Source organism: Flectobacillus rivi (assembly GCF_030056655.1).
Classification (GTDB): domain Bacteria; phylum Bacteroidota; class Bacteroidia; order Cytophagales; family Spirosomataceae; genus Flectobacillus; species Flectobacillus rivi.
Genome location: NZ_JASHIE010000002.1, coordinates 23,965 through 38,782, shown reverse-complemented (window position 1 = coordinate 38,782; position 14,818 = coordinate 23,965). Strand labels below are relative to the sequence as shown.

Here is a 14,818-nt window from a genome sequence, read left to right as displayed (position 1 = left end):
TACGAAGCGAGTTGTAGAAAGCAAACCTAAAATCCCCTGCCATTTCCAAATGACAGGGGATTTTAGGTTTTATAATTTTTAATATTAGTAAGGGATAAAGTCGAGAACACTATCGTCGGTCAAGATATGGTGTCTTGTGACCCAATCTTTAAGGTCTTTCATGTGTTCATGTTTAACGATTACCTGAACCTTTTCACGGTTTTCTTTTAAAATCAGGAATGCCGTACTCAAAAATTTTGAATAAGTTACATAAAAAACATCTTCAGGACGATATGGCATAGAAAATGGCTTATTAATTTGGCGAGATCTCATATTCATATATTAATGTTAAGTTTTGGTTTTACTCATCCTTGTGTGATACGCAATAGCTTTACAATTGTCAATCGAACCATCAATCCACCATTCGGGCGGTATTGTAATATCTCTGATAATCCCTCTTTCGGTAAGCTTTACGCAAGCAACTTTGTATTTGTGTAGGTTAATAATGTCTTTATTTGTGATAATTCTGCCAGAATCCTTATCACGGTAAATAAACTTATAATTCATCGGTTAGTATTAATTCATGGGTTGCTATTGAATTTCAAGAAAAAGAAGGTTTATTGATGAAATTTCTCTAGTAATAGGTAAAATGATATTGTTTTGAACTAATGCAATACTAATATCAAAAATGGCAAAAAGCAAGAAAAAAAAGCTTAATTTATTATTTGTGTATATTTTTCGCCGTAAATCATGACATATTCAACAATTATCATTATTGATAAATTGAGCAATAAAATGACAAATTTGTATTGAAAATTAATAAATAGGAGTAGTGAAAATTAGTATCAATAATTTGTGCTTTAAAGGGTTTTTTCTGCGCCAATAAGATATTAGGTGCTTTTCTTGGCATGAAACTTGTTTTAACTATACCAAAGCAGTTTATGAGTAAAATTGCATGTAAGGGTGTCAGTTCATGAGGTAATTTGAGTATTGGTTAGATTTTTTGAAATATTTTTCAAAAAAAAGTCTCATAAAATTTGTTTGGCACGTTTATTGTTAATACATTTGTAATGTAAATCAAGAACAACAAAATAAAGGTTTACAAAGTGAGCCAATTAGGCTTACAACTTAGATTAGAAATAGCAATTGAAGAACGTTTCAATTCAAAAATATTTGGTTAGATATTGACCGCTTTTTCGACGTAGTGCCGCACACGCTACTGGAATGGTGATTGAGCCGCTACTCAATCACCAAAAAAATTCAAGGTTGATGATAAATCAACTGAGTGAGTAAAGTCTTATGACTCGAAAGCAAACAAACTTTAGAGCTTCGGCTTGCGGGTGGATTACCCAAAAGATAACTACTTAGGCGGATTGCGTAAAGGCTCGGAGCATTGCTGCGGGTCTTTATTATTTTATACCCATCCCAAAATTCCTCAATTAAGTATTTCCTGTTATTTTTTAGCTTTCCCAGTCTTTTTCCTTTTATCTCATCCACAAATCTTTAATTTTAATATATTTTTTCTAATCCAATAGCATTGGCGCTTTTGGGATAGATAAAATCTTACTTCAAACTAAAACTAAATTACCATGAAGCAATTTTTCCGAAAACTTCCAACACTCATGTTGGTCGCAAGTGCATTTTGGGCTCAACCAATCTTTGCTCAAAAGCTTTCTCCACAAAAAATCAAAGCGCTCCAAAAAGAAATTATCGAGGAAGTTGATAAAAGAAAAGAATTTTCTGCGCAGGTCAATGATATGATTTTCAGTTTTGCCGAATTAGGATTTCAAGAAACTGAAACCTCGCAGTATTTGATTAATCTTTTAGAAAAAGAAGGCTTTACGATTCAAAAGGGTATTTCTGGAGTCCCAACGGCATGGATTGCTACTTGGGGGGCAGGTAAACCTGTCATTGCCATCGGATCAGATGTCGATTGTATTCCCAAAGCTTCACAAAAACCTGGTGTGGCCTATCACGATCCAATTGTAGATGGTGCCCCTGGGCATGGAGAAGGTCATAATTCTGGTCAGGCACTGAATATTACTTCTGCATTGGTGCTCAAAAAAATCATGGAGCGTGAAAAACTTTCAGGAACCTTGATGCTTTGGCCTGGGGTTGCTGAGGAATTGGTGGGAACAAAGGCGTTTTACATTCGTGATGGTTATTTCAAAGATGTAGATGCATGTATTTTTACCCACGTTAACAGCAATTTGAGTGTAAAGCACGGTGATGCAGGAAATAATGGCTTGGTTTCGGTAAAGTTCAATTTTGAAGGCGAAGCTGCTCATGCTGCGGCCAATCCTTGGCGTGGTAAAAGTGCTCTTGATGCCGTAGAATTGATGAATGTGGGCTGGAATTATAAAAGAGAACACCTTTTGCCAACACAGCGCTCACATTATGTGGTAGTAAATGGGGGCGACCAGCCAAACGTAGTTCCGTCTAAAGCTTCGGTTTGGTATTATTTCAGAGAACGTACTTATCCCAAAATCAAGGAATTATATGATTTTGGTAAAAAAATAGCTCAAGGTGCTGCCATGATGACAGATACTAAAGTCTCGTGGGAGGTACTAGGAAGCGCATGGCCGGGGCATTTTAACAAACCTATTGCCGAAAGAGCCTTTTCACATATCAAACGTGTAGGCCTGCCCACATGGTCAGATGCTGATCAGCAATTAGCGAAGGGAATTCAGCAGGAACTTAGTTCGCCAGAACAGAAAGGACTTCGTGCCGAAATAGATACTGTTTTGGAGGTTGTAGGCTCGATGGGCGGAGGTTCAGATGATATTGCGGATATTTCTTGGTCATTGCCGACCATTGTATTGGGTTATCCTTCAAATATTCCGGGTTTGCCGGGGCACCACTGGGCAAATGCCATCTCGATGGCTACTCCTATTGCACACAAAGGAATTACAGCAGGGGCGAAAGTAGAGGCGCTGACAATTTTGGACTTATTAAACGAGCCAAAGCTCATTGAAAGTGCTTGGGATTATTATAAAAATGTTCAAACCAAGGATATTAAATACGAACCGTTGATTGCTCCTACAGATAAACCTGCGATTGCGATTAATGCCAATATCATGGAAATTTACCGTCCCAAACTCAAGCAATATTACTTTGATCCTACTAAGTACAAAACCTACTTGGAACAGTTAGGCATACAATATCCTACTGTTCGAAAAGTAGAACAAAAGAAAGACTAATCTCATTTTATCACAGCGTAATATAGTCCAAAAAGGCTCTATTACGCTATTTTTCAAATGAATGAAATTTCATTATTAACGTTGAATAAGGTTGTACCAACGTTGAGAGTGGTTAATACTGTTGTTTCTTGCATCAAATTTTAAGAGTTAGTCATAAAAATTCCATCTTTTATGTAAATCTTAGAAAAATACTAAACATTTCTATTGTGGATAAAATTAATTATACTAACTTTGAAATGTCAACGATTCACAATTGTGGCGGCAAGCGTGGATAATAGACTCATTTTAATTTATGTTAATAATTAAAATAAAATAACTGTGGCGGCAGTGATGTTTATTGGCGTTATTAAACAACAATAGCCTAAGTAATCTTAAAGTAATCCTCTAAATAGGATAACTAAAAAAAACAAGAAAACCCTTGGAGTGGCGGCTTCGAGGGTTTCGTTTTTTATAGGGTTTAAGAAAATATTTCCTTTGAAAAAACAAAAGTACTTTATGTATAAAAGAAAATCGACTCCCATTTCTGAGAGTCGATTTTCTTTTTTATTTCACTTTCAACACTAAGCCACCCAATGGAGGAAGGTTTAGTGGAATCGAATAAGCTTTTCCTTGCCAAGAAACTTCTTCTGCAAAAATTGGCTCTGGGTTTGTTTTTCCACTTCCACCAAATTTGGTGTCGTCAGAGTTCAAAATCTCTTGCCAAACACCTTGCATTGGCACGCCAATACGATAATTATTATGAGGAATTGGTGTTAGATTTAACACGATAATGAGCTGCTCTTTGTGAGAATCGCCTTTTCTTGCATAAACTACTACTGAGTTGTTGCGGTCCGAGGAATCAATCCATTCAAAACCTTCTGGTGCAAATTGCTTATCAAACATCGCATGTTCGTTGCGATAAAGTAAGTTTAATTCTCTAACCAGACTTTGAACTCCTTGATGATACCCATGGTCTAATAACCACCATTCAAGACTTTTTGAGAAATTCCATTCTGAGGTTTGCCCAAATTCACCACCCATGAACAGTAATTTTGTACCTGGGTGTGTAAACATATAAGTAAACAGCAATCGCAAATTCGCAAATCGTTGCCATTCATCTCCTGGCATTTTACCTACCAACGACTCTTTACCATACACAACCTCATCATGAGACAGCGGTAGCATAAAGTTTTCAGTAAAGGCATAAACTGTTGAGAACGTCAATTGATCTTGATGGTATTTACGATACATCGGATCTTTTTCGAAATACTTCAAGGTGTCGTTCATCCAGCCCATCATCCACTTTTGACCAAAACCTAAACCTCCTGTATATACTGGACGAGAAACTCCCGTAAATGAAGTAGATTCTTCGGCAATCGTTTGTACGTCTGGGAATTCGGCGTAAAGAATTTCGTTTAGTTCACGGAATAACGAAATAGCCTCAAGGTGGTGATTGCCACCAAAGATATTAGGTTCCCATTCGCCATGATTACGCGAGTAATCTAAGTAAAGCATCGACGCTACTGCATCTACGCGTAAGCCATCGGCGTGGAAACGCTCTAGCCAATAAATAGCATTTGAAATTAAGAAACTACGTACTTCATTACGACCATAATTGAAGATATACGATTTCCAATCAGGATGGTAACCTTTACGCATATCTGGGTGCTCAAAAAGATGTGAGCCATCATACTCGTAAAGCCCGTGGGCATCGCCAGGGAAGTGAGATGGTACCCAGTCAAGTATAACACCAATATCATTTTTGTGACATTGTTCTACCAAATACATAAAGTCTTGTGGTGTGCCAAAACGCGAAGAAGGAGCAAAGTATCCTAATACTTGATAACCCCAAGATGGTTCGTATGGGTGCTCCATTACTGGCATAAACTCGATGTGCGTAAATGCCATTTCTTTTACGTAAGAAACTAACTGGTCTGCCAGTTCAATATACGATAGTTTTTCTTCGTCACCTTTACGACGCCATGAGCCGATATGTACTTCATAAACAGACATTGGAGACGAAAGGGAGTTTTTACTCTTACGAGTAGCCATCCAATCGGAGTCTGTCCACTCATACCAGTTATCCCATACAATCGAAGCCGTTTTGGGAGGTGTTTCGAAGTAATGCGCATACGGGTCGATTTTTTCAAGTTTACGACCGTCATGGGCTTCAATACAATATTTGTAAGCCTCTCCCTTGCCGATATGAGGGATGAATCCTTCCCAAATACCAGATTCGTCCCAACGGACAAAAAGGTGGTGAGAGTCTTTATTCCAATAGTTAAAATTACCGATTACCGATACGCTCTTTGCTGAAGGAGCCCAAACAGCAAAATAAGTACCAGCTACGCCTTGGTATTCGGTAGTATGCGAACCCAGCTTTTCGAATAATCTAAAATGCTTTCCAGATTTAAACAACGAAATATCAAAACCAGAGAAACGAGTAAACGCTTCTACATTCTTTAATTCGACTGGAGGAGCTGCGGGCGTTTGGTCAACAACAATTGAAGTTTCGACAACTGGTGCTTCTTCAGTAGTTTTTTTTGAGACTCTTTTTTTTGCAGGAGCTTTGGTTACAGCTTTTTCTTCTTCAGATTGAGTTTTTGCCTTGGTGGTCTTAGCCATATTTTCTGAAATGGTTAATGGATTAAATTTCAAAAGGAACTAGATAGACTTTGGTAAAGATAGAGGTTGTCATAGTACAATCATTGAGAATAGGAGAAAATTTGACGTTTATAGGAATTTCTTTTCCGTTTTTCAAATCTTCGACTAGCCTTTTAGAGGTGATAGTTTGATATATCATGCAAAATTCTGAAGGAAATGAATAAATTGGCTTTGGGCATTGAGCTATCGGCCATAAAATTAATTACAACCAATAATCTAACGATTGGTTATTACTGCTAAAATAATATTTTTTAAAAGTTTTTCACAATTTCAATTCGATTTATTCGCATTTGCTTGAGGCAATGATAACCCAAATTTCCATGAAAGAATACGAACGGTAAAAATGATGAAGATGGTAATTTGGTTTGAATAAGCTTCTAGACCTGATATGTTTTTGATTTGGTAAAATGTGAAAAAGCCTACTAAACAAGCGGTTGCATAAATTTCTTTTCGAAATAAAACAGGAATTTCGTTCAGTAATATGTCTCGAATCACGCCTCCTGCACAGGCTGTACAAGTGCCCAATAAAAAGCTACTTAATACTTCATTATTTTCAGAAATACCTCTTTGGTAACCCAAAACATAAAAGCATCCTAAACCTAGTGCGTCAAAGATTTGAAGTGGAATATCTACCTTAGGAATCCATGTCGCAAAAAGAATCGCTAAGATGGCACTGATGAAAATTATAAAAATCAAGGTCTCGTCATGAATCCATCGCACAGGCTGACCCAGAAATACATCACGAAGCGTACCTCCACCAACGGCGGTTACAAAAGCAACAACAATAACCCCAAACCAATCCAATCGTTTTTGAATACCAGCATAAGCGCCCGATATACTAAAAGCCACCGTTCCCAAGATACTAATGATTTTGTAGAGGTGTTCCATAATTAATGATGAATGAGTGAATTGTGAATGACGAATTAGCTTTTACGCTTATTTAGAGAAATTTCTAATGATAGTAAAAATGGCTTACTTTCTCAAAGATATTTTTACTTAGCTTAATGCTCAGGTTTTAGTAATCGATGACTAATTGATAACTAATGAGTTTAATTCTTAATTCGTCATTCACAATTCACCATTAAAAACTATACGAATACGTGTGTTTGATTTCTTTCAAAACGAATGTGGTGTTGAGGACACCGATGTTTTCGAGTTTTGAAAGTTTGTATTTAACAAAGTCATGATATTCGTCGAGACTTTTGATATAAATCTTTAGTAAAAAATCTACTTGACCCGCCATGTGGTAGCATTCATGGATTTCTTCTAATTGCTGAACAGCCTGTTCGAATTTCTCGATAAACTCTTCATTATGATAGCGCATAGATACCTGACAGATACACATAATAGGGTTATCGAGTAAGGTTTTATCAACAATTGCTACGTATTGCTTGATATATCCAACGCTTTCGAGGCGACGAATTCGCTCGTACACGGGCGAGATTGTTAGCCCCAATTGATTGGCGATTTCTTTGGTTGTTACTTTAGCATCTTGTTGCAAAATCCTGAGGATTTTTTTGTCTATTTCGTCTATTGCTTCCATAAAAGTAATTTTTTCTACCCAAATAATATTTTGCCTTCTTGGAAAAGTAAAAATTATGGTAAAAATATTATAATAAAGTAATTTTTATTGAAATAATCTATATGTTTTGATAAATATAACTGAAAATATAAATTTGTGCCAATATAATTACTGAAAAAGTTATTCTTGTCAGTAATATTTTTGAATTACACTCATCAACTACTATGGCAAAAGACAAAATTTTAGTAATTGGTGCCAATGGTCAAATTGGTACAGTATTGCTTGAGCAATTACGCAGCATACATGGTGCAGATCAAGTAATTGGCTCAGATATAGTAGCTCCTCGTGAGGAGAATGGTCCGTTTGTCGTTTTGGATGCCACCAACGTTTTGGCTTTGGTCGAAACAGTTCACCGTCATGGTATCACTCAAATCTATCATTTAGCCGCAGTACTTTCTGCTAAAGGCGAGTTAGATCCTCTTCGTGCTTGGGAACTTAACATGAGAACTCTCTTCAATGTTTTTGAAGTAGCTCGTGAGGTAAAGCTCGATAAAGTATTCTTCCCTAGTTCAATTGCCGCTTTTGGCGATAGCGCTCCACAGTACGATACACCACAAGCTACCTATTTAGATCCATCAACGGTATATGGTATTAGCAAAGTAGCTGGCGAAAACTGGGCTGGTTATTATCATAAACGTTATGGCGTAGACATTCGCTCGTTGCGTTATCCTGGCGTAATTAGTTATCAATCAATGCCTGGCGGAGGTACCACAGATTATGCTGTGGAAATATTCCACGAAGCAGTTCAACATAAGCCATATACGTGCTTTTTGCGTGAAGATACGCTTTTGCCTATGATTTATATGGACGATGCGATTCGCGCAACGCTAGAATTAATGGAAGCGCCAGTCGAAAATATTCGCATTCGTAGTTCGTATAACTTGGCTGGTGTGAGTTTTACGCCTGCACAAGTTACTGCCGAAATAAAAAGGTATTACCCTGATTTTGAGGTGCAATACCAACCAGACTTTAGACAAATGATTGCCGATTCGTGGCCTAAATCTGTGGATGACACGGCGGCTTATCAGGATTGGGGTTGGAAACCACAATTCGACTTGGCACGTATGACACAGGTCATGATTGAAAAATTATCTGAAAAATACCAACAAAAACTCTTAATTACTCAATAATAACCAAGTATTATTTATGTACGGAAGTGTAAAAGAGGCTCTTCAACAAGAGTTAGATAACATCAAAGAAGCAGGATTGTACAAATCAGAACGTATTATTGTGAGTCCTCAAGCTGCTAATATTCAAATCAATACAGGTAAGGAAGTACTCAATTTTTGTGCTAACAATTACCTAGGGTTATCATCTCATCCTGAGGCAATTAAGGCAGCACATGAGGCAATTGATACCCATGGATTTGGTATGTCTTCGGTTCGTTTTATTTGTGGAACACAAGATATTCACAAAGAATTAGAGCAAAAAACTGCTGAGTTTTTGGGTATGGAAGATTGTATTCTTTATGCCGCAGCATTTGATGCCAATGGAGGTGTATTTGAGCCATTATTGAACGAGCAAGATGCCATTATTTCTGATGAACTAAACCACGCTTCAATTATCGACGGTATTCGTTTGTGTAAAGCAAAGCGTTTTAGATATAAGCACAACAATATGGAAGACCTTGAAGAGCAATTAAAAGCAGCTCAAGGAAGTCGCCGTATTTTGGTTGTGACAGATGGTGTGTTCTCAATGGACGGTACAATTGCGCAGTTAGACAAAATCTGTGATTTGGTTGAGCAATATGGCGCCATGATTATGATAGACGAATGTCACTCATCGGGCTTTATGGGTAAAACGGGTCGTGGTACACATGAGTTTAAAAATGTAATGGGGCGTATCGATATTATTACTGGGACTTATGGTAAAGCGTTGGGAGGAGCCTCTGGTGGATTTACGGCTGCTCGCAAAGAGATTGTAGAAATATTACGTCAGCGTTCTCGTCCATACTTGTTCTCAAATACGCTTGCACCAGCCATTGTTGGCGCTTCTATCAAGGTATTAGAGGTATTGAGTAGCTCGACAGCGTTGCGTGATAAATTGGAAGCTAATACAAAATATTTCCGTCATGCCATGACCGAGGCAGGTTTTGATATTTTACAAGGTGAGCATCCAATAGTGCCGATTATGTTGTACGAAGCCAAACTTGCTCAAGAGTTTGCAGCGCGTTTATTAGAAGAGGGTATCTATGTAATTGGATTCTTTTATCCAGTTGTACCTCAAGGCAAAGCACGTATTCGAGTACAAATTTCGGCAGGACATGATATGGAGCACCTTGAAAAAGCAGTTGCAGCTTTTACTAAAGTAGGGAAGGAGCTTGGTGTTTTGAAGGCTTAGTAAGAAGTTTGTGATTATTTTATAAAAAATAGTAAAAAACATTTAGTGATTTGACATGAATCACAGGTGTTTCCATAGTTTTAATACGAGGCATTTATTACCTTTGTGTCTCATAAACAACAATTTATTATTTATTCGGGATAGGTAGTAAAAAATCCCCCTTGCCATTTGGTAAGGGGGATTTTTGTTACATCTTCATTTTCTCAATTTCTCTAATCACGTTGACAATTCCTTTTAATGGAATTTTTACCCAATCGGGTCTATAACTTATCTCATAGCCAAGCTCATAAACGGCTTTTTCTAATAAATAAATCAAAAGTAAGAAGTTGGTTTCATTATTGTTTTTGAAAAGCGGATGAGGATGCCCAAAGGTTTCCAAGTATTTTTCCAAATAGGTCTGCATAATTAAACGATACCAGCGGTCAGCGGCAGTTTGTACTCTAAATGCATCCATATCTGCTGTTTCGTTTGAATTAAGCATCTTTGCCGAAATCGCATAATGGTAACTTCTAATCATACCTGCCACATCTTTGAGTGGTGAGTGCATAATTTTTCGATCGGTGATGGAGCTTTCTGGCTCTCCTTCAAAGTCGATGATGATATAATCATTTCCAGTAGCCAAAACTTGCCCTAAATGATAATCACCATGGATTCTTATTCTGAGCGAATCCAAGTCTTTGGTTAGAATCTGGTCAGCAAATTCGTCAATCAACTCTTTTGCTTCCATAAAATCCCAAGCTAGTTTACGAGTCACTGGGTCGGTAATACTTGTATATTTTTCTATCAATAAATTATAGCGTCGATCCAGTAAATCGCATAAGCGTTTATGAATAAATTGGCGATAAGTATCATCAAACTTTTGGGTAGCAAACATCGGTTCAGCCTCAGGCGCATATAGTGCCAAGTGCATTTCGGCAGTGCGTTGTGCCAGCAATTCTACCTGACTGAAAACATCCTCTTTAATAGCAAAGGTTTTATCGACAAACGCCGTTACAAAGTCTGTAAGCTGGTTGCCTGTCATTTCCCAAGTATCAGCCTGATTATCGACCATTCGTTGCATCATCCCAAGGGTAATTTCGCTTTCTGACTCTTGTTGCCAAGTTATGCTTCCTGCAAATGCTGGAATAAAAGCAAAATCAGAGTGCTCGGTCAAAAACTCAATCATTTCAACCTCAGGATTAGTTTCTTTAAAGAGTTTTCGATAAAGTTTGAGAAAATATTTTTCTCCAAAAACCATTGCCGAGTTGGAAGATGATAAGGTTAATGCCTTTGAAGTAATAGGAGCATTGATGTCTTCACCTGACAGTCCTTTCCCACGCACAAAATCAACCTTCCCATCTTGTTGATAAACTGATTCAGCGTGAGAAATTTGATAAAAAAGAGCCTGTTGAAAACGTTCATCATACAAGGCATCAATCACAAAACCTCGTTTTTCGTTGATATATGCCAAACTGATGATACCAACAGGTGCTATAGCGTTAGATTGTGAGGCCTCTATAAATGATACAGGTAGTAAATAACGCTCAATCTCCTGATTGTCATAGCCAACTTCTACAATACAAAGCAAGGCAATAGAGTCTTTGATAGGGATTTCGAGTGCTGATGCTACCTTAAAATACTGTTGGGTTCTGGCTTTACCTGCAAACCATCGACAACTATTCATGTAAGAGGGAAGAATTTCGGTCTCAAATTTTGAAAATAGTGCCTTATCATTTTTGATATCCTCCCAAGCTTTTAAGGAGCTGAGATTTGTCGAGGTGATTTCATTCATAGTTGATTGTTTACAAAAATGGTATTTTAATGGCTTAAATTTAGAATATATTTAGGTGAAAAAAAAGCATTATCACCGGCTCTAAGGAGTGATTGGGTAGTAATAAAGTATAAATGGGTATAATATAGGAAGCTGTTATGGGAGAAATAAAAAATGTAGCGTTAAAGAAAACCAAAGCGACTCATTTAGGACTAAAACAAACAATTTGTGATTTATGATTGAGTTTTTAAATTACAGTTTGAAAAAATTTATAAAAATAATAAATTCATAATCAGGTGATTAAAAAATAATTTCACTTTTTTTGTAAAAAACATTTGGAGTGAATGACTTAAAGCTGTAATTTTGCACCACGAAAAACGACAAGGAAACATATTCTAAGCGTTTTTATCCCCATCAGGTCCGTTCGTCTAGGGGTTAGGACACGTCCCTTTCACGGATGAAACACGGGTTCGATTCCCGTACGGACTACAAATATTAACAAGAAGGCGTTGATATTTAATTAGTATTTATTGTTTTAAATTGCCCCATCAGGTCCGTTCGTCTAGGGGTTAGGACACGTCCCTTTCACGGATGAAACACGGGTTCGATTCCCGTACGGACTACCAAGCCTCTCCAATGGAGAGGCTTTTTTGTTTGTATATAGTTCGTTTTTATTCCACTCATTCTTTTCGATTGCTTCTCTTTTTTGTAGTAAAACCTTTTTAAAAATCATAAACCCATACGGAGTTGGCTTTTTCATCCAGCGAGGCGATAATCAGAGGTTCTATCTGGTCCCAGGTTCCGCCTGCTAATCCACAACCGATTCTTGGCATGTGTACCGAAGCATTTTGTGCTTTTGCAAATACTCCTACTTTTTGAAGTCCTTCCAACACAGCTTCATAGCGAATCGGTGGATTTCCATGTTCATCCTTATTGATTTTGTGTTGTCCGATAAGATTAGCAACCCAAAGGTTTTCTTCTACTTGGACAAATTGTACTTGTCCGAGGTCAAAATTTTCTTGGGATTTATACCAAGCGCGATACTGAAGTTCTGGTTCTTTCCAGCGTTTTGATATAGCCATGACAAATCCTTTTCCCCAACCGCCGATGTCGTTACAAATATGTACAATAATCTTGTTCCCTGAATGTGTAGGTGCGGTTGCGTCTCCTTTGATGTAGTTAATAGACATAGTTTTCTATGGTTTGATGAAAGTGGAAAATTGAAAAGGTTTACAATTTCTCCACACTTTAGGATATAAGCCTATTTAGCTTTAAAAGCTTTAATTAATTTTGCTGTAAGTAAGCATTTTGCAGTGAAATTCAACTTTAGTTTGATTGTTGGAGGTCGTCATGACTATGCTCATTAGCTTGATGAGTATAGTTGTTTAGGTTTTGAATGTTAGGGTAAATATTAGTCATTTAGGTCATGCTTTAACAATACAACATTGGGATTTTTTCTTTGAATATACTATTTCAACCGTATCACCTACTTCATACTGTTTGTAAAATTCCGTTTTAACTCCTGTTGTTAACAAATATTTTTTTCCGCCGATAAGATAAGCAACATCAATCCCCTTTCCCTTATATGACCTTTTAGTAGTGATAACCCCTTTTATGTAGATAGGATTTGATAGTATTTCTGCTTGAGTTTCTTCAAAATTAATATCCATATACTTCCATATTATAAGTACAAGAGAAAGCGTGAGTAACACAGCTAGAATAACTGATATGACCTTTTGAAGTAACTTGAATTTAAAGCCCAAACCCATCTGAATGTTTGTTTAAATGTGGTATTAAAACTAGCTTTTGTGATATTACAAGCACCTTCTGTACTAATATTTATTATTGATGCGCTCTTAAGGTCAACTTATCTACCCATAAGGTAAATGAATGGATGCTTTAACCCGTAATATTTCTAAAACTATCAACTTTCCTAACGTCGATAGATGAAATATAACAGAAATACTGTTTGAGTTTTCAGAAAAGAATCCAATGCTTTATTCGCACTTTATATTAGTTATGCCCTCAAATGGTGTTTATGATTGAAATAATTATTTAGATTTCATCGCTTTAATTAATCGTTCGGTACGCTTGTCGGCACGGGCATTTTGTAGTGAAATTACGGCCCAGATGGCAGCAGGAATCCAGCCAATGAGCGTTACTTGCAAAATCAAACAAATAATAGCCGTTAATATTTTTCCTCTAAATAGGAAAGATAAAAATGGGAAGAAAATCGCTAACAGAGTCATCATAATAGGTTGTTTTTGTGAAAAATGTATCTACAATTATGAAACGAAATAGAACGATTCTCAGGCAATAACAAAGATTTTTGTGATATAAGAACTTTTATTGGTACAAACACCGAGTTTAGTGTGGTGAGTTGAGAAGGCAAATGATTTCATAGTAAAACAAATAGTTACTCCGCCAGTTTGTTTACGTATTCCATAGAACAATAACGTGATACAGAAATTGGAATAAATGCCGTATTATCTTTGCATAAAGTAGCTCACCTACTGAAACATTAAAAACTACCTCCGAAAACAATGACGAAAAAATATTTGATTGATGGGCTTAAAAAAGTGATGAAGCCTTATTTGGACGAGCATGGAATTACCATAAAGCAAAATGGTAGTATTGTTAAATCAGATGCTGATCTTTGCTGGCAAATTATACTAGATTTCAATAATTATGGTACAATCGAAATTAGATCTGTTTCCACAGCTCTTAGATATAGCCATCTAGCGAAGGCGGTAGTCGATATTGTTTACAATGGAGAGGTTGATATAATGACTAAGAAAACATATTCCACAAAATATATAAAAGAGAGATATGAATCTAGTTCAACTATGGGAGGTCCAATATTTAAGGGAGAGGTAGTAGAATTTTTTGTTGATGAACAAATTGATTTGTTAGCAGAGTTCCTAATAGAATTCATAGAACAACAAGTAAAGCCTTTTTGTGAAAAATATCCTGATATTTATTCGATTGGTCCAGAATTTTATAAATATGACCCACCTTACCAAGAGGGTGTAGGTTATGTAGGAATGTTTAATGAATATCTCGGAAACTTTGATAATGTTACAGGCGATTATACCTCTTGGGTTGTAGAGAGGCTACTATTATTAAAATTTACAGCCGATCCAAAATATGATGATTACATGAAATGGATTCAAGAGTGTAGAGATACAGGACAATTATTTTCTAGCCTTCACAAGCTAATCGACAAAGTTATAGCGTATCCAATCCCTAAATTTTATTTGAAGTAAGGTATATATATTGATTTTACAGATTAAAATAGACACCTACAGGAACTCTAACACCCGA

13 protein-coding genes and 2 tRNA genes are annotated in these 14,818 nt (G+C 36.7%); 6 read left to right on the top strand and 9 right to left on the bottom strand.

The genetic code is table 11. From position 1 onward, the window contains the following. Nucleotides 1-84: 84 nt before the first annotated feature. Complete coding sequence (locus QM481_RS02675; protein ID WP_166551757.1) at nucleotides 85-318, bottom strand: hypothetical protein; 234 nt, start codon at nucleotides 316-318, stop codon at nucleotides 85-87. Between the two features lie 9 nt (nucleotides 319-327). Next, nucleotides 328-546 carry a hypothetical protein gene (locus QM481_RS02670; RefSeq protein ID WP_166551756.1) on the bottom strand — a complete coding sequence of 73 codons (219 nt, stop codon included), beginning with the start codon at nucleotides 544-546 and terminating at the stop codon, nucleotides 328-330. A 1,022-nt stretch (nucleotides 547-1,568) separates the two neighbouring features. On the opposite strand from QM481_RS02670, the gene QM481_RS02665 reads away from it, so the two are divergent. After that, nucleotides 1,569-3,179 (top strand): amidohydrolase, encoded by a 1,611-nt coding sequence (locus tag QM481_RS02665; protein WP_283380569.1) that lies wholly within the window; start codon nucleotides 1,569-1,571, stop codon nucleotides 3,177-3,179. Between the two features lie 543 nt (nucleotides 3,180-3,722). Here the strand turns inward: QM481_RS02665 and glgB are convergent. The 3 genes from glgB to QM481_RS02650 form a co-directional block, all read right to left on the bottom strand. Beyond that, on the bottom strand, nucleotides 3,723-5,783 hold the full coding sequence (gene glgB / locus QM481_RS02660; RefSeq protein ID WP_283380568.1) for a 1,4-alpha-glucan branching protein GlgB: 2,061 nt from the start codon (nucleotides 5,781-5,783) through the stop codon (nucleotides 3,723-3,725). A gap of 309 nt (nucleotides 5,784-6,092) precedes the next feature. Beyond that, nucleotides 6,093-6,710 (bottom strand): trimeric intracellular cation channel family protein, encoded by a 618-nt coding sequence (locus tag QM481_RS02655; protein ID WP_283380567.1) that lies wholly within the window; start codon nucleotides 6,708-6,710, stop codon nucleotides 6,093-6,095. A gap of 193 nt (nucleotides 6,711-6,903) precedes the next feature. Beyond that, entirely contained in the window at nucleotides 6,904-7,365 is a 462-nt protein-coding gene (locus QM481_RS02650; protein ID WP_095160424.1) for an Lrp/AsnC family transcriptional regulator, read from the bottom strand. Nucleotides 7,366-7,568: 203 nt separating this feature from the next. Between QM481_RS02650 and QM481_RS02645 the strand changes: the two genes are divergently transcribed. Both QM481_RS02645 and kbl read left to right on the top strand, forming a co-directional pair. After that, a complete protein-coding gene (locus QM481_RS02645; protein WP_166551752.1) occupies nucleotides 7,569-8,534 on the top strand; it encodes an NAD-dependent epimerase/dehydratase family protein in 966 nt (321 codons plus the stop codon). A gap of 16 nt (nucleotides 8,535-8,550) precedes the next feature. Next, complete coding sequence (kbl, locus tag QM481_RS02640; RefSeq protein ID WP_283380566.1) at nucleotides 8,551-9,744, top strand: glycine C-acetyltransferase; 1,194 nt, start codon at nucleotides 8,551-8,553, stop codon at nucleotides 9,742-9,744. A 187-nt stretch (nucleotides 9,745-9,931) separates the two neighbouring features. On the opposite strand, the gene QM481_RS02635 is transcribed toward kbl, so the two are convergent. Continuing rightward, complete coding sequence (locus QM481_RS02635; RefSeq protein ID WP_166551750.1) at nucleotides 9,932-11,515, bottom strand: putative maltokinase; 1,584 nt, start codon at nucleotides 11,513-11,515, stop codon at nucleotides 9,932-9,934. 396 nt (nucleotides 11,516-11,911) lie between these two features. On the opposite strand from QM481_RS02635, the gene QM481_RS02630 reads away from it, so the two are divergent. After that, nucleotides 11,912-11,983, top strand: a tRNA-Glu gene (locus QM481_RS02630). A 62-nt stretch (nucleotides 11,984-12,045) separates the two neighbouring features. After that, nucleotides 12,046-12,120: transfer RNA gene (locus QM481_RS02625), tRNA-Glu, on the top strand. A 96-nt stretch (nucleotides 12,121-12,216) separates the two neighbouring features. Here the strand turns inward: QM481_RS02625 and QM481_RS02620 are convergent. The 3 genes from QM481_RS02620 to QM481_RS02610 form a co-directional block, all read right to left on the bottom strand. Further along, the gene (locus QM481_RS02620) at nucleotides 12,217-12,684 is read right to left on the bottom strand and encodes a macro domain-containing protein (protein ID WP_283380565.1); all 468 of its coding nucleotides are present in this window, start codon (nucleotides 12,682-12,684) and stop codon (nucleotides 12,217-12,219) included. Nucleotides 12,685-12,918: 234 nt separating this feature from the next. Beyond that, on the bottom strand, nucleotides 12,919-13,164 hold the full coding sequence (locus tag QM481_RS02615; RefSeq protein WP_283380564.1) for a hypothetical protein: 246 nt from the start codon (nucleotides 13,162-13,164) through the stop codon (nucleotides 12,919-12,921). A gap of 381 nt (nucleotides 13,165-13,545) precedes the next feature. Beyond that, on the bottom strand, nucleotides 13,546-13,746 hold the full coding sequence (locus QM481_RS02610) for a YqaE/Pmp3 family membrane protein (protein ID WP_283375214.1): 201 nt from the start codon (nucleotides 13,744-13,746) through the stop codon (nucleotides 13,546-13,548). Nucleotides 13,747-14,037: 291 nt separating this feature from the next. Between QM481_RS02610 and QM481_RS02605 the strand changes: the two genes are divergently transcribed. Continuing rightward, nucleotides 14,038-14,760, top strand: a complete 723-nt coding sequence (locus QM481_RS02605; RefSeq protein ID WP_283380563.1) for a hypothetical protein — start codon at nucleotides 14,038-14,040, stop codon at nucleotides 14,758-14,760. Nucleotides 14,761-14,818: the final 58 nt, after the last annotated feature.

Bases quoted from the DNA above. Each gene is read 5' to 3' on its own strand.
- QM481_RS02605 (WP_283380563.1), top strand. From the start codon at position 14,038: ATGACGAAAAAATATTTGATTGATGGGCTTAAAAAAGTGATGAAGCCT.
- QM481_RS02675 (WP_166551757.1), bottom strand. From the start codon at position 318: ATGAATATGAGATCTCGCCAAATTAATAAGCCATTTTCTATGCCATAT.
- QM481_RS02620 (WP_283380565.1), bottom strand. From the start codon at position 12,684: ATGTCTATTAACTACATCAAAGGAGACGCAACCGCACCTACACATTCA.
- QM481_RS02655 (WP_283380567.1), bottom strand. From the start codon at position 6,710: ATGGAACACCTCTACAAAATCATTAGTATCTTGGGAACGGTGGCTTTT.
- QM481_RS02670 (WP_166551756.1), bottom strand. From the start codon at position 546: ATGAATTATAAGTTTATTTACCGTGATAAGGATTCTGGCAGAATTATC.
- QM481_RS02635 (WP_166551750.1), bottom strand. From the start codon at position 11,515: ATGAATGAAATCACCTCGACAAATCTCAGCTCCTTAAAAGCTTGGGAG.
- QM481_RS02645 (WP_166551752.1), top strand. From the start codon at position 7,569: ATGGCAAAAGACAAAATTTTAGTAATTGGTGCCAATGGTCAAATTGGT.
- glgB (WP_283380568.1), bottom strand. From the start codon at position 5,783: ATGGCTAAGACCACCAAGGCAAAAACTCAATCTGAAGAAGAAAAAGCT.
- QM481_RS02615 (WP_283380564.1), bottom strand. From the start codon at position 13,164: ATGGATATTAATTTTGAAGAAACTCAAGCAGAAATACTATCAAATCCT.
- kbl (WP_283380566.1), top strand. From the start codon at position 8,551: ATGTACGGAAGTGTAAAAGAGGCTCTTCAACAAGAGTTAGATAACATC.
- QM481_RS02610 (WP_283375214.1), bottom strand. From the start codon at position 13,746: ATGATGACTCTGTTAGCGATTTTCTTCCCATTTTTATCTTTCCTATTT.
- QM481_RS02650 (WP_095160424.1), bottom strand. From the start codon at position 7,365: ATGGAAGCAATAGACGAAATAGACAAAAAAATCCTCAGGATTTTGCAA.
- QM481_RS02665 (WP_283380569.1), top strand. From the start codon at position 1,569: ATGAAGCAATTTTTCCGAAAACTTCCAACACTCATGTTGGTCGCAAGT.